The organism is Acidovorax sp. (assembly GCF_047607405.1).
In the GTDB taxonomy this organism is placed as follows: Bacteria; Pseudomonadota; Gammaproteobacteria; order Burkholderiales; family Burkholderiaceae_C; genus Acidovorax.
Map to the genome: position 1 here is coordinate 1 of NZ_JASGDA010000114.1, position 20,184 is coordinate 20,184.

17 protein-coding genes are annotated in these 20,184 nt (G+C 68.3%); 4 read left to right on the top strand and 13 right to left on the bottom strand.

The features are described 5' to 3' along the window. Nucleotides 1–107: 107 nt before the first annotated feature. Genes QM569_RS13870 through QM569_RS13885 form a run of 4 tightly spaced genes read right to left on the bottom strand, consistent with a single transcriptional unit; the run spans nucleotide 108 to nucleotide 2,236 of the window. Nucleotides 108–716 (bottom strand): class I SAM-dependent methyltransferase, encoded by a 609-nt coding sequence (locus tag QM569_RS13870; protein ID WP_414987821.1) that lies wholly within the window; start codon nucleotides 714–716, stop codon nucleotides 108–110. Nucleotides 717–738: 22 nt separating this feature from the next. Continuing rightward, on the bottom strand, nucleotides 739–972 hold the full coding sequence (locus QM569_RS13875) for a hypothetical protein (RefSeq protein WP_414987822.1): 234 nt from the start codon (nucleotides 970–972) through the stop codon (nucleotides 739–741). Between the two features lie 57 nt (nucleotides 973–1,029). Beyond that, nucleotides 1,030–1,425 (bottom strand): VOC family protein, encoded by a 396-nt coding sequence (locus QM569_RS13880; RefSeq protein WP_414987823.1) that lies wholly within the window; start codon nucleotides 1,423–1,425, stop codon nucleotides 1,030–1,032. Between the two features lie 40 nt (nucleotides 1,426–1,465). Further along, nucleotides 1,466–2,236: a tyrosine-protein phosphatase gene (locus tag QM569_RS13885; protein WP_414987824.1), complete on the bottom strand. Its 771-nt coding sequence runs from the start codon at nucleotides 2,234–2,236 to the stop codon at nucleotides 1,466–1,468. Nucleotides 2,237–2,424: 188 nt separating this feature from the next. Here QM569_RS13885 and QM569_RS13890 point away from each other — a divergent pair, with 188 nt between their 5' ends. Continuing rightward, a complete protein-coding gene (locus tag QM569_RS13890; protein ID WP_414987825.1) occupies nucleotides 2,425–3,558 on the top strand; it encodes a Fic family protein in 1,134 nt (377 codons plus the stop codon). A 341-nt stretch (nucleotides 3,559–3,899) separates the two neighbouring features. On the opposite strand, the gene QM569_RS13895 is transcribed toward QM569_RS13890, so the two are convergent. Further along, nucleotides 3,900–6,818, bottom strand: coding sequence for a DNA topoisomerase III (locus QM569_RS13895; RefSeq protein WP_414987826.1), 2,919 nt, complete (start codon nucleotides 6,816–6,818; stop codon nucleotides 3,900–3,902). 83 nt (nucleotides 6,819–6,901) lie between these two features. Here QM569_RS13895 and QM569_RS13900 point away from each other — a divergent pair, with 83 nt between their 5' ends. Genes QM569_RS13900 through QM569_RS13910 form a run of 3 tightly spaced genes read left to right on the top strand, consistent with a single transcriptional unit; the run spans nucleotide 6,902 to nucleotide 8,899 of the window. Beyond that, nucleotides 6,902–7,399 carry an SET domain-containing protein gene (locus QM569_RS13900; protein WP_414987827.1) on the top strand — a complete coding sequence of 166 codons (498 nt, stop codon included), beginning with the start codon at nucleotides 6,902–6,904 and terminating at the stop codon, nucleotides 7,397–7,399. Further along, the gene (locus tag QM569_RS13905) at nucleotides 7,396–8,217 is read left to right on the top strand and encodes a biotin--[acetyl-CoA-carboxylase] ligase (protein WP_414987828.1); all 822 of its coding nucleotides are present in this window, start codon (nucleotides 7,396–7,398) and stop codon (nucleotides 8,215–8,217) included. Before QM569_RS13900 ends, QM569_RS13905 begins: the two co-directional genes overlap by 4 nt. A gap of 16 nt (nucleotides 8,218–8,233) precedes the next feature. Next, complete coding sequence (locus QM569_RS13910) at nucleotides 8,234–8,899, top strand: SPOR domain-containing protein (RefSeq protein ID WP_414987829.1); 666 nt, start codon at nucleotides 8,234–8,236, stop codon at nucleotides 8,897–8,899. A gap of 45 nt (nucleotides 8,900–8,944) precedes the next feature. Here the strand turns inward: QM569_RS13910 and QM569_RS13915 are convergent, their stop codons facing one another. The 8 genes from QM569_RS13915 to dnaN all read right to left on the bottom strand — a co-directional run bounded on the left by QM569_RS13915 (nucleotide 8,945) and on the right by dnaN (nucleotide 20,165). Beyond that, a complete protein-coding gene (locus QM569_RS13915; RefSeq protein ID WP_414987830.1) occupies nucleotides 8,945–9,202 on the bottom strand; it encodes a 4Fe-4S binding protein in 258 nt (85 codons plus the stop codon). Beyond that, a complete protein-coding gene (locus QM569_RS13920; protein ID WP_414987831.1) occupies nucleotides 9,202–9,600 on the bottom strand; it encodes a YkgJ family cysteine cluster protein in 399 nt (132 codons plus the stop codon). Before QM569_RS13920 ends, QM569_RS13915 begins: the two co-directional genes overlap by 1 nt. Nucleotides 9,601–9,645: 45 nt before the next feature. Beyond that, on the bottom strand, nucleotides 9,646–10,830 hold the full coding sequence (locus QM569_RS13925; RefSeq protein ID WP_414987832.1) for a Wadjet anti-phage system protein JetD domain-containing protein: 1,185 nt from the start codon (nucleotides 10,828–10,830) through the stop codon (nucleotides 9,646–9,648). Nucleotides 10,831–10,849: 19 nt separating this feature from the next. Next, on the bottom strand, nucleotides 10,850–14,152 hold the full coding sequence (locus tag QM569_RS13930) for an ATP-binding protein (RefSeq protein WP_414987833.1): 3,303 nt from the start codon (nucleotides 14,150–14,152) through the stop codon (nucleotides 10,850–10,852). Continuing rightward, entirely contained in the window at nucleotides 14,149–14,853 is a 705-nt protein-coding gene (locus QM569_RS13935) for a DUF4194 domain-containing protein (protein WP_414987834.1), read from the bottom strand. Before QM569_RS13935 ends, QM569_RS13930 begins: the two co-directional genes overlap by 4 nt. Nucleotides 14,854–14,905: 52 nt before the next feature. Further along, complete coding sequence (locus QM569_RS13940) at nucleotides 14,906–16,408, bottom strand: DUF3375 family protein (RefSeq protein ID WP_414987835.1); 1,503 nt, start codon at nucleotides 16,406–16,408, stop codon at nucleotides 14,906–14,908. A gap of 13 nt (nucleotides 16,409–16,421) precedes the next feature. Next, entirely contained in the window at nucleotides 16,422–18,971 is a 2,550-nt protein-coding gene (gyrB, locus tag QM569_RS13945) for a DNA topoisomerase (ATP-hydrolyzing) subunit B (protein WP_414987836.1), read from the bottom strand. A gap of 75 nt (nucleotides 18,972–19,046) precedes the next feature. After that, nucleotides 19,047–20,165: a DNA polymerase III subunit beta gene (gene dnaN / locus QM569_RS13950; protein WP_414987837.1), complete on the bottom strand. Its 1,119-nt coding sequence runs from the start codon at nucleotides 20,163–20,165 to the stop codon at nucleotides 19,047–19,049. Nucleotides 20,166–20,184 lie beyond the last annotated feature (19 nt).

The following is a 20,184-nucleotide window of genomic DNA, read 5'->3' on the forward strand; positions in this document are numbered from 1 at the left end:
ATGCGGGGCAGTGTGCGCGGCGCGAGCCCCCGCGCGCCAGAAAGGGCTTGGCGCTGCGCGCCAGGCGCTCGGCGCGCAGGCGGGCCACGGCGTGGGGCGCGTCGGCGCTATCCGCCATCCGCCCGTTCCAGCGTGAACAGCGGCACCTCGGCCCGGCGGCTCAACCACACGCCGCCGCCCAGGCCGATGAAGCCCGCATCCAGCCCGCGCCGGTACAGCGCGGCGCGGTGGCGGAACAGGCGCGGGTCGGTCAACTCCTCGTCGATGGTGCCTTGTTCGTAGTCCTCGCGCGTCACGGCTTCCAGGTACAGCGCGCCCCGGCACAGGCGGGCCAGGTTGCGCAGCGCGGCCTGCAGGTCGCCGGGGGTCAGGTAGGGCAGCACACCCTGGCAGATGACGAGGTCGAAGGGCTCGTCGGCCTGGTAGTCCACGACGGAGCCCCGCTGCCAGCCGAAGCGCCCGCACAGGTACTCGCTCAACTCCACCCCCTGGTAGCTGGCGAGCGGAAAGTGCCGGGCCACGATGTCCTTCCACAGCCCGATGCCGCAGCCCACGTCCAGCACGCGCTGCACGGGTACGCGCAGGTACTGCAGGTAGCTGCCGACGAAGGCGCCCAGCCGCTGCAGGTGCGCGGGGTCGGCCACGCTGGTCTTCTTGTCGAAGTAGTAGCGCTCGTAGTAAGCGGCGTCGAAGGTGGCGGCGTCGGCGGACTTCATGGGGTGCCCCGTCTGCTCGCCATCAGCGAATGAACACGGATCGCAGCAACATGCCGAGAGTGCCCAGAACCACGGCACCGACTGCGAGCAGCAGCACGAGCGCGATGACACCGCCCGGCTTCCATTTCTTTTCGTGGGGGTAACTGGACATGTACAGGGGAATGCCCGCCAGGAAGTAAACCCACGTCGGCGCGCGGAATGCCACGGCCGCGCAGATCAGTCCGATCCCCGTCAGGGTCAAAAGAAACCGGGACATAGGAAGTCTCTCCAGGGGCCACGCCGTGCCACGTGGCGTCGAGGTGCATGGGCGCGCTCAGGCTGCGGGCTTGGGCGGGCGGTGCAGTACGCAGACCTTGTTGCCCGCCGGGTCGCGCAGGTAGGCCAGGTACAACTGCCCGGTGGCCGCGTCGCCGCGCCAGCCGGGCGGGTCTTCGCACGCCGTGCCGCCCGCGGCAATGCCTGCGGCGTGGGCGGCGTCGGCCTGCTCGGTCGATGCGGCCGCGAAGCCCAGGGTGCTGCCGTTGCCGAAGGTGGCGGGCTCGCCGTTGATGGGGCGGGTGATGGCGAAGGTGTTGCCCGCATGGCGCCAGAAGGTGCGGCCCTTGGGGTCGGTGAAGCCGGGCTTGGCGCCCAGCGCGCCCAGGAAGGCGTCGTAGAACTGCTTGGATCGGTCGAGGTCGCTGGCTCCCAGCATGACGTGGCTGAACATGGGGTTTGTCTCCTGGTTGAGAAAGGGTCGGGCAAGTATCTCAGGCCGCTTGCAAATAGCGTGTCGCCAATTCGCGCTGCGCGGCGGCGTCCAGGCCCAGCACGTCGGCCAGGTACGCCTGCACGCCGCCAAAGCCGCTGTCCACGCTGTGCAGCGCGGCGTTCAGAAAGTCTTCCTGCACGCGCCACAGCACGGCCAGCACGTCGTCGGGAGCGTGGCCTGCAATGCCGGGCGGGCGGCGGTAGAGGTCGTTGGTGAGCAGGTAGTCCTGCATGACCACCTCGCGCGGCACGCCCAGGGCCAGCAGGATGAGGGCGGCGGCGAAGCCCGTGCGGTCCTTGCCCGCGGTGCAGTGAAACACGAGGGGCGCATCACGCCCGTCCAGCAGCAGGCCAAACAGTTCGGCGAAGCGCGGCGCGTTGTCGTACACAAAGCCGCGGTAGGTGTCCTGCATCAAGGCCACGGCGTCCTGCGCGGTGAGGCGGTGGCCGCTGCGCTGCAGCTCCAGCGCGCGCTGCACCACGGTGGGCTCGATGACGAGGTGGTGGTAGTCCACGCCGGGCAGCGCATAGGCATGGGCCGCGCTCTCGGCCCGGCCGCGGAAGTCGATGGCGCGGGCCACGCCCAGCCCGGCGAGCACGGCCTGGTCCTGCGGCGTGAGGCCCGCCAGGTGGTCGGAGCGGAACAGCCGCCGCCACTTGACCGTGCGCCCGCCGTGGCCCGCGTAGCCGCCGAGGTCGCGGAAGTTGCTGGCGCCGGTGAGGGCGAGGGAGCGTGCGGGGGGTTGCAGGGGTGGCGGCGTGTGCGGCATAGGCCGCCGAGCTTAGTTCACGGGCGTGATGGAAGCGTGTCGCGTTGGCGCAAAATTGGGACTAAAAAGTGGCTCTGGCGCTTACTGGACAAGCGCAAGCAGCTATCAAAATTGAATCCACAGGCTTGCGGCGAATACACCCCTTATTCACCGCACATACTGCGGTGAATATGCCCCATAATCACCGCATGCCCCCCCGCAAGCCCTTCCGCCCCCGCACCTACCTTTGGCAGCGCCCCGACTGGCCGCAGTGGCGCTGGGACGCCGACGCGCTGGCAATGCCGCTGGCCGAAGTCCACCGCGCCCAGGGCCACCTGGCCGGGCGCATGGCGGGCCTGGGGCTGGCACAGCACGACCAGGCCACGCTGAACGCGCTGACGCAAGAGGTGGTCACCACCAGCGCCATCGAGGGCGAGGCGCTCGACTTGCAAGCCGTGCGCTCATCCATCGCCCGCAGGCTGGGCGTGGACATCGGCGCACTGGCCCCGCCAGACCGGCACGTGGACGGCGTGGTGGACATGGTGCTGGACGCCACCCAGCACCACGCCCAGCCGCTCACACCCGAACGCTTGTTTGGCTGGCACGCTGCGCTGCTCCCCACTGGCTACAGCGGGCATGTGCGCATCCAGGTCGGCGCATGGCGCAACGATGCCGCCGGGCCGATGCAGGTGGTGTCCGGGCCTATGGGGCGCGAGAGGGTGCATTACGAAGCCCCGCCCGCCGACAGGCTGGCGCAGGAGACCCGCGCCTTCCTGGACTGGTTCAACACGCCCCCAGCGGGCGATGCCATCCTGCACGCCGGGCTGGCGCATCTATGGCTCGTCACCCTGCACCCGTTCGACGACGGCAATGGCCGCATCAGCCGCGCCGTGTGCGACATGGCCCTGGCCCGCGCCGAGGGCAGCGGCCAGCGCTTCTACAGCCTGAGCGCGCAAATCCAGCGCGAACGCAAGCGGTACTACGAGCAACTGGAGGCCACGCAAACCGGCAGCATGGACATAACGCCGTGGCTGGCGTGGTTCCTGGCCTGCCTGCTGCGCGCCGTGCAGGGGGCCGATGCGCTGTTGGCGGGCGTGCTGGTGAAGGCCAATTTCTGGCAGCGCTGGGCAGGTACCCCACTGAACGAGCGCCAGACGCTGGTGCTGAACCGCGTGCTCGACGGCATGGAGGGCAAGCTGACCAATGCCAAGTGGGCGGCCATCGCCAAATGCTCGCCCGATACCGCCCTCAGGGACATCAACGCGCTGCTGGCGCTGGGTGTACTGCGCAGGCTGGAGGGCGGGGGACGCAGCACGGCGTATGAAATCGCCGTGGCGAACTGATCTACTACTGCGGCAGCACTGTCACCGCCCCATCCACACCCTGCTCCCGCGTGCTCTTGGGGCTGGTCGGTGTAGATGGTGCGGCCCTGCGCATCCACGCATTTGCGCGGCGGCGGTGGCGGGGCGGATGCCGCGCCCTGCGCCGTGGGTGCGGGGCGGCCCGACTTACCGGGAGGCAGTGTCTCAGGGCCGGGGCGGGTGACTTTGCGCCAGGTCTGCTGCGCCCATGGCAGGGCATGCGGCCCCCATTGGTCGTGCGTCCACCACGCGGCGGCGGCGCCCGCCACGGCCAGCGCGGCGAGGGTGCCCCAGACGATGCGTTCGCCCCGGCTCAACACCGTTCAGCCCAGGTGGTTGCCCAGAATGCCCGCCAACTCGAACATGCCCGCGCTGTCCTTGCCGAACACCGCGCGCAGCTTGTCGTCGGCGACGATGGTGCGCTTGTCCTTGGGGTCTTGCAGGTTGTGTTCCTTGATATAGACCCAGAGCTTCTTCACGGCCTCGGGGCGGGCCACGGGGTCGGTGCCGATGACGGCGGCCAGCGCGGCGCTGGGGGCCTTGCCTGCGGCGGGCTTGCGCGGTGTAGTGGTCTTTGTGGCGGCCTTCTTGGCGGCTGCGGGTTTTGAGGTTTTTTTGGCTGCAGCGCTTGTCCTGCCTGCGCCAGCAGCTCCTGTTTTTGCAGCAAACGCCGCCGTCTTGCGCGGCGGGTATTTGCTTTCGCGCTGCTCGAACTCGAAGTTGACCTTGCCCGCTTCCTTGTCCCACACCAAAAACGCCTTGAACGCGCGGCGGGTGCGGTTGGAGATGAATTTCTCCAGCAGGCCGGTCTTGCCCTCTTGCAGCAGGCGCGTCATCTGCTCGCGCTCCACGGGCTGCTGCAGGATGACCTTGCCGCTCTTGAAGGTGCAGCTGGGCGTGGGCTGGGCGGCGGTGGGCACGGCCTTGCTGCACACGTAGTTGCTGCCGTGTTCGTGGACTTCGCTGCCGCAGATGGGGCAGGCGCCCAGCGATGCGTCGGTGAACTCGACCAGCTCGCCCGTCTCCTCGCCCTTGCCGTCGTCGCCAAAGTCGAATTCGAGCTTGTAGTTGCGGGCCTCGTCGTCGTACTTGATGACGATCTCGGACGTGAAGGGCCAGCCCGCCTTGGAGCGGAAGCCTTCCAGCGGGCCGATGCGCTTGTCGCGCAGCAGTTGCTCGGCCTCTGCCGTTTCAAAGGTGCGGCCCGCGGGGGATTTGCCGAAGCTGAAGCCGCAGCCCTCGCCGCCTGCCTTGCCCACGCAGGCGTAGCGGCGGTAGTTCTCGCGCACCACGCCGCCGCAGTTGGGGCACGGCGCTTGCAGCGTGGCGTAGTCGCCGGGGATGGTGTCGCGGTCGTATTCCTTGGCCTTCTTGACCATGCGCTCGGTCATGGCTGCGATCTGCTGCATGAAGGCTTCGCGGCTCAACTGGCCCTTTTCCATTTGGGCGAGCTTGTATTCCCATTCGCCTGTCAGGTCGGCGCGGCAGAGTTCTTCCACTTCCAGGCCGCGCAGCAGGGTCATCAACTGGAACGCCTTGGCTGTGGGGATGATTTCGCGGCCTTCGCGCAGCATGTATTTTTCGGTCAGCAGCCCTTCGATGATGGCGGCGCGGGTGGCGGGCGTGCCCAGCCCTTTCTCTTGCATGGCTTCGCGCAGTTCGTCGTCGTCGATCTGCTTACCCGCGCTTTCCATCGCGCCGAGCAGCGTGGCTTCGGAGTAGCGGGCGGGAGGCTTGGTCTTCAAGCCCTTGGGGTCTGCGGCCAGCGTGTTGACCTTTTCGCCAGGCTGCACGGGCACGAGGTTCTGGCCCTTGTCGCCGTCCTTGGCGTCCTGCACTTCATCAGCGGCTTCCTTGCCGTAGATGGCGAGCCAGCCGGGCTTGACCAGCACCTTGCCCTCGGTCTTGAAGTGGTGCTGATCGACCTTGCTGATGCGCGTCGTCACCGTGTATTCCGCGCTGGGGAAGAACACGGCCATGAATCGGCGCACGACCAGGTCGTAGAGCTTCTGCTCGGCTTCGCTCAAACCGCTGGGCGCTTGCAGCGTGGGGATGATGGCGAAGTGGTCGCTGACCTTGCTGTTGTCGAAGATGCGCTTGGACGGGCGCACGTAGTTGCCCGCCAGCGCCGTGGCGGCGTGGGGGGCCAGGTGGCGCATGTTGCTGCCCGCCAGCATCTCGAAGGTCTGCTTGGCGACGGGCAAATAGTCCTCGGGCAGGGCGCGCGAATCGGTACGCGGGTAGGTCAGGGCCTTGTGGCGCTCGTACAGGCTTTGCGCCAGGGCCAGCGTGGTTTTGGCGCTGAAGCCGAACTTGCCGTTGGCCTCGCGTTGCAGGCTGGTCAGGTCGAACAGCAGGGGCGATGCCTGCGTGGTGGGCTTGCTTTCTTCGGTGACGGTGGCCTGCTTGCCGCGCACGGCGTTGGCAATCGCCTGCGCGTCGGCCTGCGACCAGAGGCGGTCGGCGCGGGCCTCGGCGTCATCGGACTTCTTCCACTGCGGGTCGAACCACTTGGCGGGGTATTCGCCCGCCTGCGCGCCGAAGATAGCGTGGATTTCCCAGTAGTCACGGCTGACGAACTTGCGGATTTTTTCCTCGCGCTCCACCACCAGCGACAGCGTGGGCGTCTGCACCCGGCCCACGGTGGTCAAGAAGAAGCCGCCGTCGCGCGAGTTGAAGGCCGTCATCGCCCGCGTGCCGTTGATGCCGACCAGCCAGTCCGCCTCGCTGCGGCTGCGCGCGGCGTGGGCCAAGCCGGCCATCTGCTGCTCGGTGCGCAGGTGCGCGAAGCCGTCACGGATGGCCTGGGGCGTCATGCTTTGCAGCCACAGGCGCTTGACGGGTTTGCCCAGGCCCTTGGCGCCGCCCGCGTACTGCTCGATCAGGCGGAAGATCAGCTCGCCCTCGCGGCCCGCGTCGCAGGCGTTGACCAATTCCGTCACGTCCTTGCGCTTGGCCTGCTTGACCACGGCGTTCAGGCGGCTCTTGGTCTTGTCCACGGGCTTGAGGTCGAAGTACGGCGGAATCACCGGCAGGTGCGCAAAGCTCCACTTGCCGCGCTTCACGTCGAACTCCTCGGGCGCCTGGATCTCCACCAGGTGGCCGACGGCGCTGGTGACCACGTAGCGGTCGTTCTCGAAATGGTCTTCGTGCTTGTCGAACTTGCCCGCCACGGGCGTCAGCGCGCGCACGATGTCTTGCGCCACCGAGGGCTTTTCTGCAATCACCAAAGTTTTTGTCATCGTTCGTCAGTCTCTACAATTCGGGCCTCATGCGCGCGCACGCGCACATGTGTGTGCATCATCAAGTTAACAGAGTTTTCGCCATGCCCCGCAGCACCCACCCCGCCCGCCGCATTCAAGTCAAGCGCTCGGGCGTCCACGGCAAGGGCGTCTATGCCGTGCAGCCCATTGCACAGGGCGAGGTCATCATCGAATACACCGGCGAGGTCATCACCTGGCAAGAGGCGCAGGACCGCCACCCGCACGACCCGGCGCAGCCCAACCACACCTTCTACTTCCACGTGGATGAAGACCGCGTGATCGACGCAAAGTTCGGCGGCAACTCCGCGCGCTGGATCAACCACAGCTGCGACCCCAACTGCTACGCCGACGAGCAGGACGGCCGCATCTTCATCACCGCGCTGCGCAACATCGCGGCAGGCGAGGAGCTGAACTACGACTACGGCCTGATCATCGAGGAGCGCTACACCAAGAAGCTCAAGGCCGAATACCCCTGCTGGTGCGGCGCTGCGTCCTGCCGGGGAACGCTGCTCGCGCCCAAGCGCGGCTGGGCGCCGCCCATGCCGGGGCGCGCCCGATGACGATGGCCATCCGCTGGCCCGCCGAGGCCGTGTGGGAAGCCGTGGCACCGCTGCTGCCGGGCTTCACGGTCGAGATACTGCCCACCATCGACTCCACCAACACCGAGCTGATGCGCCGCGCCCGCGCGGGCCGCTGCGAGCCGACCTTGCTCGTCGCAGAGCAGCAGACCGCAGGGCGCGGACGGATGGGGCGGCCCTGGCAGAGCGACGTGGGCGCGTCGCTCATGATGTCGCTGGGCCTGCCCCTGGCCCCCAAGGACTGGTCGGGCCTCTCGCTCGCCGTGGGCGTGAGCGTGGCCGAGAGCCTGCAACCCGTGCTGCCCCCTCTAGGCAAAAGTTCTGGCCCAGGCCACCCCGCCCGCGTCAACCTGAAATGGCCCAACGACCTGTGGCTCTCCGGCGACCGCAAGCTGGGCGGCATCCTGGTCGAAACGGCGAGCTTCGGCACCGCCCGCTACGTGGTGATCGGCATCGGCATCAACGTGCTGCCGCGCAGCGGCGAGGGCATGAGCATGCCCCCCGGCAGCCTGCAGGACGTGGAGCCGGGCCTTACCGCGCCCACGGCCCTGCTGCGCATCGTGCCGCCGCTCGTCGCCATGCTGCAATCGTTCGAGGGCTACGGCTTCGCACCCCTGCAGGCCCGTTTTGCGGCGCGCGACGTGCTGCAAGGCCGCGCCGTCACGCTCTCCGACGGCACGGCGGGCACCGCGCACGGCGTGGGCGAGGACGGCGCGCTGCGGGTCCACACGGCGGGCGGCATGCAGGCCATCACCAGCTCCGAAATCAGCGTGCGGCCCAGCGCCGTCCCCCCGGTTTGAAGGAAGAAAGACCCCGATGCTGCGCCTTGCCGTCATCGCCCTGCTGCTCGCCAACGCGGGCTACTACGCCTGGACGCAGGGCCTGCTCAAAACCGCAGGACTGGCCCCCGAGGAACAGGCCGAGCCCCAGCGCCTGCAGCAGCAGATACGGCCCGAGACGCTGCAGATCCTGCGCGTGAGCGGCAGCAAGCCGCCCGCCGACACCGCGCCCGCTGCTGCTGCGGCCCCCGCCGACACCGCCGCCGAATGCCTGCAGGCGGGCGTGTTCGACGAGCGCCAGGCCGAGGCCCTGCGCACCGCCGCAGCCGCGCTGCCCCAGGGCAGCTGGCTGCTGGAGCCCACGCCCATCCCGGGCCGCTGGATGGTCTATATGGGCCGCTTCGAAGACCTGGAGACGCTGGACAAGAAGCGCGCCGAGCTGCGCGCCCGCAAGGTGGAGCATGACCGCGCGGGCGGCACGCTGGAGTACGGCCTGTCGCTGGGCCGCTTCAGCGCCAAGGACGCCGCCGAGCGCGAACTGGCCGAGCTGGGCAACAAGGGCGTGCGCACGGCCCGCGTGGTGCAGGAGCGGCCCGATGCCCCCGGCTTCACGCTGCGCCTGCCAGCGGTGACCGACACGCTGCGCCCCCAGCTCGACGCCCTGCGCCCGGCCATGGCGGGCAAGACGCTGCGTAACTGTTAAGGGTCAAAACGGCCTCCAGCGCCTGCTGGACGGGCGCTGGAGCCGTTATTGTGCCAAGAGCTTCAGCGTCCTGCCGGCTGCCGACTGCCGCACCATGCGGATCGCGCCGAACGGGCAGCGTACCGCGCAAAGCGCGCAGCCGGTGCAGGCATCCGCGTCATCCAGCTCGCAGCGCTTGGGGCCGAAGCGGGCATCGCTTTGAACATGCAGCGACAGCACATGCGGCGGACACACCGCCACGCACCAGCCGCAGCCCGTGCAGCGCGCGGGGTCGATGGTGGGCAGGGCCGTGGCGCCCGCCATCACCGCCGCGCGCCATAGGCGCACCATCCGGGCCGGGGGCTCTTGTGCTGCGGGTGCAGGCGGCAGGTGTCGGGGCGGCGGTCATAGACCGTGCAGCGGCGCGTCTGCGCGTCGAGAAACTGGCAGTCGCCGCTGGCCCGCCGCGCCAGGGTGAACAACGTGTGCTTGTGGTTGAAGTGGTCGATCAGCCGCGCTTTCTCCAGCCGCTTGGCGATGCGCCGGGGTTCCTCGTGCTCGGCCTCGAAGGCATCGACCAGGCCCAGGCGCACCAGGTCGGGCAACTGCACCTCCAGCGGCATGGTGCAGCAGTTGGCCGCGCAGGTGGCGCACAGGCCCGCGCGGTAGCGGGTCCAGGTGGCGGGGCGGTCAACGTCGACGATGGCGATGGGGGGTCTCATGGGAAGTACGGATTGTCCCCCGAAGCGGGCCATGCGCCGGGAGTATCACGGCGGTTCTCCCAGCCACCTGCGCACCGCCTGCCTGACCACGTCGATAGGCAGAAACTCCTGCTCCACCCGCCCTCGCTCCAGCCCGCGCAGGTGCTGATCCAGCGCGGCTTCTTCGGGCAGCAGCCCGGCGGGCAGCGCATCGGCATGCACTGGCTCCACCACGGCCCGATTCTGATGGGCGTCAAACGTGACGCGATCCATGAGCAGTGCATGCAGGCCGGGCAGGTGGCCGCGCGCTGTGGCGAGCATGCGCAGGCCCCAGGTGTCCAGGTCGCCCCAATAGGCCACGTTACGCGACCGCAGCCAGGGCGCGGCCAGCCAGTTCAAGTCCAGGCCGCTGCCCAGCACGGCGATGGTTCGGGGCAACGGCCGGGGCAACTGGTGCAGGCAGCGTTCGTTTTCCACCAGCAGGATGTGCGGCGCGGGCAGCGGCGTGGTCAGCAGCTCGCTCGCGGCCACGCGCTGGCGGGCGAACGGCAGCAGGCCGGGGGCCAGCGGGGCGACCAGCAGCCAGTGGTCGTCCTCGCCGCAGGCCCCCAGGAACGTGGTCAGGCCCTGGCGGCTGGCCTCGCCGTCGAAGCGCTCGTCCAGCAGCGCGGTGACGAGGCTGGCGTTGCGCTCGAAGAACTTGCTGTCGTTGCCCGCCACGGCCAGCGCGCGCAGCGGCTTGCCGTCGGCACAGCCGGGGGCCAAGGCCATGGCGATACGCGCGGCAGTGGCGACTTCATCGGCAGGCGTGCAGCGCCACAGCGCCAGGCGGCGCAGCAGCAGGCGGTGAAAGCACGGATCCACCTGCGCCAGCACCGCTGCCAGCGCCTGGTGGCTGGCCGCTGCCTGCACGCCCTCGCTGCCGCCGTGGCGGGCGATGGCGGCCATGCAGTCGGCGGGGCGTTGCAGCACCCAATGCGTGGGCACGGCGACGGGCGCGCTGCCCGCGCGGTAACTGCGCTGCTCCCACTCCACCGCGCCGGGGCCGTGCTCGGCGATGGTGCGCCATTGCTGCAGATGGGCGCGCAGCGCGGCGCCATCGTCACGAAAGCGGGCCGCGCCCGGTATGCCGATGGGCAGGCGCAGCGGCCAGGCATCGCCATCGCGGGCGTTGAGCAGATGCCGCTCGCGCCAGTCGGCGCGCTGCCATTGGCGCGCGAGGTGCTGGGCGAGGTGGGCGGGGGGTTTCATGGCGCATCAAAAATGGTAGCTACTGGCGCTTGATAGGTACGGGCTGGAGGTCATTTCGATCCATATTTTTGCGCCCCAGCGCCTGCGCCTCCAGTTCTTCCCACCGCATCGACGCCAGCACCGCCTGCCGTCCGCGCCGGTGTACCAACACCGCGCTGCGCGTGTGCTGCCGCAGCAGCCGCAGTTCCTTGTTCGGCGTGACGAACAGCGCATGCAAACTGAATTCGCGCAGCGCCTGGATGATGCGCGCCGCGACGGCCTGGGAGCTTTTGGAGAATGCCTCGTCGAGCACGATGGTGGCGAACAGCGGCTGGCTGCGGCCCTTGGGGCACAGGGCGTAGCTGAGGGATGCGGTGAGCACGTAGCTGGCGATGATTTCCTTCTCGCCGCCGCTGCCGCCTTGCGAGCCGGTGCGGCGCTCCAGCACTTCGCCGCTTGCGCGGTCTAGCACGTGGACGGCGAATTGCAGGCGGTAGCGGGCGTCTAGCAGCGCCTGCGCGGCCTTGGTGCGGCGGTTGGTGGCGTGTTCGCGCAGCAGTTCGACCATCGCGCGCAGTGCCTGGTAGTGGGCCTGGCCGCCGTCGTCTCGCAGGCGTTCGCTGCGCAGGTGCTGCATGGCCTTGTGCAGGGCTTGCAGGCTGGGGTGGACGACGGGCTGGGGCGCGAGTTGCAGGTAGCGACCGCTCTGGAAGTCCACGCGCGCCAGGGTCTGGTTGAGTTCGGCGATGCGCTCGGTGATTTCGGTGACTTGCGCCTCGATGCCGCGCAGCAGCGTGCTCACGCCCTGGTCGGATGCGGTGTTGAGGTATTCCTGAAAGCTCTGGCGCTTGGCGGGCAGGTCTTCTTCCTCCAGCACGCGCAGGCGTTCCAGGTAGGGCGACAGCGCTTCGATTTCTTGCGGGTGGTCGGTGAGCGCGCCGCGGTCTTCCTTTTGGGCGCGGCCCATCTGGCGAATGATGTCGTTGTGCAGGTCGGCGAGTTGGCGGGTCTGCTTGTCGATCTGCGCGCTGGTTCGGGCTTGGGTTTCGCGTTCCTGGCGGTCGAGGTGGTCGCAGGCGGGCGGCTCGGCCAGCAGGGCGGTGATGGCGTCGTGGTGCTGTTCGGCGTCGCCGTCATGGGCGGACAGGCGCTGCGCGTATTCAGCATGGCGGGCCTGGGCGGAGTCGCGGTGGGCCTGGGTGGCGGCCTGTGCGGTCTCGTGTTGGCGCAGGGCGTCGGCGGCCGTCTTGGCCTGTGCCTGCCCAGCCTCCCAGCGTGCCTTGGCCTGTGCGGCGTCGGATTGCGGGTCGAGCAAGTCGGCCAGCCGCGTTTGCAGGTGCTGCAGCTGCGCACTGGCGGCGGCGGTGTCGAGGGTGTCCCAGCGCAGGGATTGCAGCTGCTGCCAGCTTTGATGCTTTTGGGCCGTCAGCGCTTGTGCAGCTTGCGCAGATTGCTTTGTTTTTTGTAGCGCTCTCCATGGGCCTTCGGCGTCGGCGATGCGCTGCGCCAGGTGTGCGAGGCGGTCGCGGTTGTCGAAGCCGGTCATCCAATTCTGGCGAATGTCCTTCTGGTCCTGCTTGTCGAAATGGAGGGCGGTGCCTGACATCAGCCCCTCGCGCGTCATCGCGTGCGGGGTGGTGCGCAGGGCTTCGGGGCTGTCCACGCAGTGGCGGTCGTTGTCGGCCAGCAGCTTGCGCAGCGCGCTTTCGTAGGCGTGGGGCTTGATGTTGAGCTTGCGTGCAAAGCCGTCCGCCATGAACGATGCGGGCGTGGCCGGTTCGCGCACTTCGAGCAGGCGCACGTGCAACCGGTTGTGCCGCTGGTTGACCCAGCGCAGCGCGCCGTCCACCGCCTCGGGCGGCACGAGGATGCGCAGGCGGTGGCTACCCAAGGCACGTTCGATGGCGCCACGCCAGGGCTGCTGGTTTTTCTGCACTTCGACCAGCTCGGCGGCGAAGGGCAGCGCGTCGGCACTCAGCTGCAGGTGCTCGGCGAGGTCGGCTCGGAACTGGGTGAACTCCGCAGGCAGGTTGGAGCCGGGGCGCTGGCGCACGGCGTGCAGTTCGGCGTGCAGGGCTTGCAGCGCGGCGTGGGCGTTGCGCTCGTTGGCCACGGCCTGCTCTGCGGCGTCCTGCAGATCGCGCTGCTGCGCTTGCAGCGCCTGCAGCGCTGGCGCGGCCTGCTGCTGGTGTTCGGCCAGCGTTTGCGCGCTGAGGGTGTCCGGGCATGGCAGGCCCAGGTTGTGCGCCAGGGTGCGGTAGTGGGCGGCGTCGGCCTGGCGCTGGGTCAGCACATCTTGCTGGAGCTTGATGCTGGCTTCCAGCGTGCTCACGTCGCTGCCGCCGCAGCGCAGGTAGTTTTCGAGCAGGGCGTGGGCTTCGCCTTCAGCTGCCTTGTGCATGGTGCGGGCGGCGTCGATCTGCTGCTCGCCTGCATCGAGCGCGGTGTCCAGCGCGGCCACGCGCTCGCGCCACAGGCGCTCGCCCTGCGCGGCGAACCAGTGCGGCAGCGCGGCGTGCAGCAGGCGCAGGTCTTGCAGGCGCTGGTATTCCGCAGTCTCCCGCGCGGCCAGGTCGCGCAGCGGCAGCAGGGCGAGGTATTGGCGGTTGGCAAGCTCCAGCTCGGCGTGGATGGCGGCGAGTTCGTCGAAGCTGCCCGCAACTTGCAGCGCGTCGTCGAAGGCGCTGTGGTCGTCCAGCACCAGCTCGCGGAAGATGTCGTCGATGCTGTTGAGCTGCTTCAGCCCCGCCGCGCGGTTGAGCAGCGTGAAAGCGTTGGGGCCGACCTCGAAGAAGCGCTGCAGCCGCGCCAGGTAGGCGGACTTGCTGGTGAAGAACTGCAGGCCGTCGGTCGCCTTCTCCAGCTTGCCCAGGGCGCGTGCGCCGCCCGCGTGGTGTTCTTCGAGCCACACGTCCAGCCCGTGCCCCGGCCCGCGTGCAAAGCACCAGCGGCGGTTCAGGTCGGTGATGCTGGAGCTGCTGCCGTCGAACCAGAGGATGGCGCCCAGCCACACGTCTTCACCATCGCGCACCAGCCTCGCGGCGATGCCGGTCACGCAGCGGCCCGTGCGCGCCAGGTGGTCGCCGCTGTCGTTGCCGGGGCCGCTCGCGCCGCGTACGTAGGAAACCAGATCGCGGTCGCTTTCATGCCCGCCGGTGGATGCCAGGTTGTAGCGCGGGTTGGCGCACAGCAGCGTCATCAGCGCGTCGATCAGCGTGGTCTTGCCGCTGCCCGTGGAGCCGATGACGGCGGTGTTGTCCGCGTCGATCGTCGCCTGATGGCGGCCCGCGAACGCGCCCCAGTTGTACAGGTGCAGCTCTTGCAGGCGGTAGCCGGTGCTCATGCTGTGCCTTCATCGGCGGCGTTGCCGATCTCGCGCAGGCGTTGCAGCAGGGCTTGCAGGTTCTCGGGGTTGGCGAGGTGGACGATCATGGGGCGGATGGTGATGCGCTCCTGCGCGTCCACGTCGGAGACGACGCCGTGCGCGCGCAGGTGATCGAGCAGGTTCAGCAGGCGCTTGCGCTCCTGCATGTCGCTGCCGGTACTGCCCAGGTAGATTTCGAGCTGCGGCAGCAGGCTTTCGACGGCCAGTTGCACGGGTACGCCCAGCCCGCCTTCCTGCTCGCGCTGCAGAAACTCGCGCCGCAGGATGGCGATCAGCAGCGACTGCTCCAGTGTCAGCCGCTGGCGGCGCACCAGCGGGTGCGTCCATTCGTCCTCGTCGTCGCCCTCGGGCTGGTAGCCGGCGGCCACGGCAACGAAGGCCAGGCCCCGGTGGTCGTCCACCTTCACCTGCAAATCCAGCGGCTCCAGCAGCGTGTTGATGCGGGCGGTGTCGGCGGCGATCTGGCGGAACAGGTGGGGCTTGGCGGATTGTTCGAGCAGGCCGTTTTTCAGCAGGTCTTGCAGGGCGCGGCGCAGCAGCGCAGGCGTGGCGGGGGCGGGGTCTGGGGTGGGAGTGGTGTCTGCAATGGGCGCGTCGCTGGCTTCGGGGCTTGCGGGGGCTGCGGCGTCGGCCCATTGGTCGAAGATATCTGGCGGCATATTCAAAAAAGTGAGCTGCTTGCGCTTGCCCAGCAAGCGTTAGATGCTGATTTCATAGTGAATCCATATCCAGCGCTCGCACGGCTTGCGCTTCCAATGCCACACGCGGCACAGTGAAGCGCCAGGGCTGGCCCTGGAAGGTGGTGGCGATCTGCTCGGGCGGCGCGTCGTCAAACGCCGCGCCGGATTCGCGCGCCAGTGCCAGCCACAGGGCCAGGGTTTCCAGGTCGTGTTCGCCAGGCGGCAGTGCCTCGGCCAGCGCGGCCAGGGTCAGCGGCTGGCGGCCTTGCTCCAGCGTTTGCAGGGTTTGGCGCAGCAGGGCTTCACGATCCAGCCCCTCGAAGGCTTGCCAGAACTCGTCGTCCATCTGGTTCAGGTCGGCGTATTGCGTGGCGAGCAGTAGTTCGGACTCGCCGCCGCCATCGAGCGATTTGGCGCGCAGGCGCTCGATCAGCGGCAGGTTGGCCAGCGATGTGGAGAGCGGCGGCAGCGGCGCGGGCTGGCGGCGCACGGCCTGGCGCTGCCAATCGACTTCCAACGCTTGTTGCAGGATGTCGTTGAGCAATTGGCCCACGCGCTGGTTCTCGACTGCCTGGCCGGTTTTCATGAACTGGCTCACCTCGCGCTCGCTGCGGGCGCGCACGGCCTGCACCAGCTTGGCTTCGGCGATGAGCTGCTGCACCAGCAGGCGCAGTTCGGCGCGCTGCACGTCGTCCAGCGCCTGGCTGCTTGCGCGGTGTTCCACGATGGCGCGGATGCGGGCGCGCATCTCGGCGAGCTCGCTCTGGTGGTCGAGTTGCTGCTGGAAGCTCTCGAACACGCGGCCTTCCTGCGTATTGAGCAGTTCGGCATGGCCGCCGAGCAGCCGATCCATCACCGCGCCACGATGGTGCTGGGCGCTGAGGATGGCCTGGCGCAGCGCGCGGTCGGCCTCGCGCCATGAGTCCTCCACGCGGCGGAAGTCGGCGCGCAGGCTGGTGGCGAGCGCATAGACCTCGCGGATGCCTTCGATGGCCTGCGCTTCGGTCAGCACCGACACGCGGCCTTCCTGCACGTCTTCGAGCTGCTGCTGCAGATCGTTGATGCGGCGCTGCAGGTGCTCGGCGCGGCTCTTGGGGTCGGGGTCGAGCGCGGCGGCCAGGTTGTCGATTTCGCGCTGCACCACGGCCAGGCGTGAGGCGGTGGAAGTCATCATGCGGTGGTCGAGCTGCGCCACGAAGCGCATGGCGGTCTTGAGCGCATCCGTCTCGTGTACGCGCCCCTCGCGCTCGGTGACGAGGCCGCGCCGTATCCACTCGCGCAACTCGCGCCGCGCCTGGGCCAGCAGGTCGGCGGGGTCGATCTCGTACTCGGGCTGGTTGGCGTGCGCGCCCAGCAGATCGGCCAGCGCCTGCACGGCGGTATCGAACGGCACGCCGCCGGGCTGGTGCTCGAACAGCGCCTCCAGGCCGCTCAACATCAGCGGTGCCCGGCGCGAGGCCAGCAACAGCCAGGCAGGGTGCTGCTGGCGGGCGGCGATGTATTTTTGGGTGCGCTGCTGGCTCAGGGTGGGCATGGTGCCGTGCGGGTCACACGTCGATGTTGCCCGCCCTCAGCGCATTCGTTTCGATGAAGTCCCGGCGCGGCTCCACCTCGTCGCCCATCAGCATCGTGAACACCCGATCCGCCTCGATCGCATCGTCGATCTGCACGCGCAGCAGGCGCCGCACCTCGGGATCCATGGTGGTTTCCCAGAGTTGCTCGGGGTTCATCTCGCCCAGGCCCTTGTAGCGCTGGCGGGCGGTGGTGCGCTCGGCTTCGCTGATGAGCCAGGCCATGGCCTGGCGGAAGTCGCCCACTTTTTCTTCCTTGGCCTTCTCGCCTTCGCCGCGCACTACCTTCGCGCCTTCGCCCAGCAGGCCGCGGAAGGTTTCGGCGGCTTCGGCCAGGGCGGCGTAGTCGGCGCCGTGGACGAAGTCCTGCGTGAGGATGCTGCTCTTGACGTTGCCGTGGTGGCGGCGGCTGATGCGCAGGATGGGTTTGTCGGTGCGGGCGTCGAATTCGCCCGCCACTTCGGGCGGCACGCCGGTGGCGGAGAGTTCCGCTAGCTTGGCCTGCATGGCGACGGCGCTGGCTTCGGCCTGCTCCACGGTGTCGAGCTGCACGGCCACGCCGTCGGCGATGGCGCGCAGGGCTTCCTGGTCCATGAAGGCCGACAAGCGCGCGATCACGCTTTCGGCCACCTGGTGCTTGCGCGCCAGCTCGGCCAGGGTGTCGCCGGTCAGCGTCTGGCCCGTGCCGGTGTGGACGCTGGCGTGGTTCAGCGCGATGCGCAGCAGGTACTGGTCGAGCGCGGGGCCGTCCTTCAGGTACAGCTCTTCCTTGCCGTTCTTCACCTTGTAGAGCGGCGGCTGCGCGATGTAGATGTGGCCGCGCTCCACCAATTCGGGCATCTGGCGGTAGAAGAAGGTGAGCAGCAGCGTGCGGATGTGGGCGCCGTCCACGTCGGCGTCGGTCATGATGATGATGCGGTGGTAGCGCAGCTTGGCGGCGTCGAAGTCGTCCGCGCCGCTCTTGCCCGATTCGACGGCAACCTTGCCGATGCCGGTGCCCAGGGCCGTGATGAGGGTGACGATTTCGTTGCTGGAGAGCAGCTTCTCGTAGCGCGCCTTTTCCACGTTCAGGATCTTGCCGCGCAGCGGCAGGATGGCCTGGAACTTGCGGTCGCGGCCCTGCTTGGCGGAGCCGCCGGCGGAGTCGCCCTCGACGATGTAGATCTCGCACAGCGCCGGGTCTTTCTCCTGGCAGTCGGCCAGCTTGCCGGGCAGGCCCATGCCGTCGAGCACGCCCTTGCGGCGCGTCATCTCGCGCGCCTTGCGCGCAGCCTCGCGCGCGCGGGCGGCTTCGACGATCTTGCCGCAGAGGATCTTGGCGTCGTTGGGTTTTTCTTCCAGGTACTCGGTCAGCGCCTTGGCGACGATGTCCTCGACCGGCGCGCGCACTTCGCTGCTGACGAGCTTGTCCTTGGTCTGGCTGCTGAACTTGGGCTCGGGCACCTTGACCGACAGCACGCAGCACAGGCCCTCGCGCATGTCGTCGCCGCTGACTTCCACCTTGGCCTTCTTGGCCAGTTCGTTGTCGGCGATGTACTTGCCGATCACGCGCGTCATCGCGGCGCGCAGGCCGGTCAGGTGGGTGCCGCCGTCGCGCTGCGGGATGTTGTTGGTGAAGCAGAGCACCTGCTCGTTGTAGCCGTCGTTCCACTGCATCGCCACTTCCACACCGATCTCGGTGCCGGGGATGCCGCCGTAGGTGTCGGCAGGGCGCGAGCCGTTGGCGTGGAAGGCCGTGGGGTGCAGCACTTTCTTGCTGCCGTTGATGAACTCGACGAAGCCCTTGACGCCGCCCGCGCCGGAGAAGTCGTCCTCGCGGCCATCGCGCTCGTCCTTCAGGCGGATGCGCACGCCGTTGTTCAGGAAGCTCAACTCGCGCAGGCGCTTGGCGAGGATTTCGTAGTGGAACTCGTGGTTCTGCTGAAAGATTTCCGTGTCGGGCAGAAAGTGGACCTCGGTGCCGCGCTTTTCCGTCGCGCCCGTCACCCTCATGGGCGAGACTTCAAAGCCGTCCACCGTCTCCAGCAGCCGGTTCTGCACGAAGCCCTTGGCGAACTCGATCTGGTGTACCTTGCCGCCCTGGCGCACCGTCAGGCGCAGCCATTTGCTCAGGGCGTTCACGCAGCTCACGCCCACGCCGTGCAGGCCGCCCGAGACCTTGTAGCTGTTCTGGTTGAACTTGCCGCCCGCGTGCAGCTCGGTCAGCGCGATCTCGGCGGCGCTGCGCTTGGGCTCGTGCTTGTCGTCCATCTTCACCCCGGTGGGAATGCCGCGACCGTTGTCGGTCACGCTGATGGAGTTGTCGCTGTGGATGGTGACCACGATGTCGTCGCAGTGCCCGGCCAGCGCCTCGTCGATGGAGTTGTCCACCACTTCAAACACGAGGTGGTGCAGGCCCGTGCCGTCGCTGGTGTCGCCGATGTACATGCCGGGGCGCTTGCGCACCGCTTCCAGACCTTCGAGGATTTGAATGGACGACTCGTCGTAGCTGCCGCCGCTGGGGTTCGGTGTGTTCTCGTTGGTCATGGATTTCTATAGCCAAAATGGCCGCTAGCGCTTATGCAGCAAGCGCTGGCAGCTATAAAAATAGTAGTAATGCGGTCAGATGCGCATCGGCATCACGACGTACTTGAAGCTGTCGTTTTCGGGGATGGTGAGCAGCGCCGAGCTGTTGCCGTCCGACAGCTCCACCTTCACCATGTCCTGCCCCATGTTGGCCAGCGCGTCGATGAGGTAGGTGACGTTGAAGCCGATCTCGATGGCGTCGCCGCCGTAGTCGATGTCCAGCTCGTCCACCGCCTCTTCCTGCTCGGCGTTGTTGGACGCCACGCGCAGCGTGCCGGGCTCCAGGTTCAGGCGCACGCCCTTGAACTTGTCGCTGGTCATGATGGCCGTGCGCTGCAGGCTGGCCAGCAGCGGCGCGCGGCCCAGGGTGAGGCTGTTCTTGTGGTTGCGCGGGATCACGCGGTTGTAGTCGGGGAACTTGCCCTCGACCAGCTTGGTGACGAACTCCATGCCGCCGAAGGTGAACTTCGCCTGGTTGTTGGCGAACTGCATCTCGATGTGGGGCTGGTTCTCGCCGCCCGCGTCGGAGAGCAGGCGCTGCAGCTCGATCACGGTCTTGCGCGGCAGAATGACTTCCTGCCTGGGCACCTCCACGTCCAGCTGGCTGCTGGCAAAGGCCAGGCGGTGGCCGTCGGTGGCGACGAGGCTGAGCGTCTTGCCCTCGGCCACGAACAGGATGCCGTTCAGGTAGTAGCGGATGTCCTGCACCGCCATGGCGAACGACACCTGCGACAGCAAGTCCTTCAGCGTCTTCTGCGGCACGCTGAACGCGGGACCGAAGGCGGCGGACTCCTGCACCAGCGGGAAGTCCTCGGCGGGCAGGCTTTGCAGCGTGAAGCGGCTCTTGCCGCCCTTCAGGATGAGCTTGGACTGGGCCGACTCCAGGCTCACCGTCTGGTCGCCGGGCATGGTGCGCAGGATGTCGATGAGCTTGCGCGCGCCCACGGTGGTGGTGAAGTCGCCCGTGTCGCCGCCCAGCTCGGCGGTGGTGCGGATCTGGATTTCGAGGTCGCTGGTCGTCAACTGGATCGCGTTGCCCGTCTTGCGGATCAGCACATTGGCCAGGATGGGCAGCGTATGGCGGCGCTCCACGATGCCGGCCACCGATTGCAGGACCGCGAGGACCTTGTCTTGTGTTGCCTTCAGGACGATCATGACTTCTCAACCTCTCGTA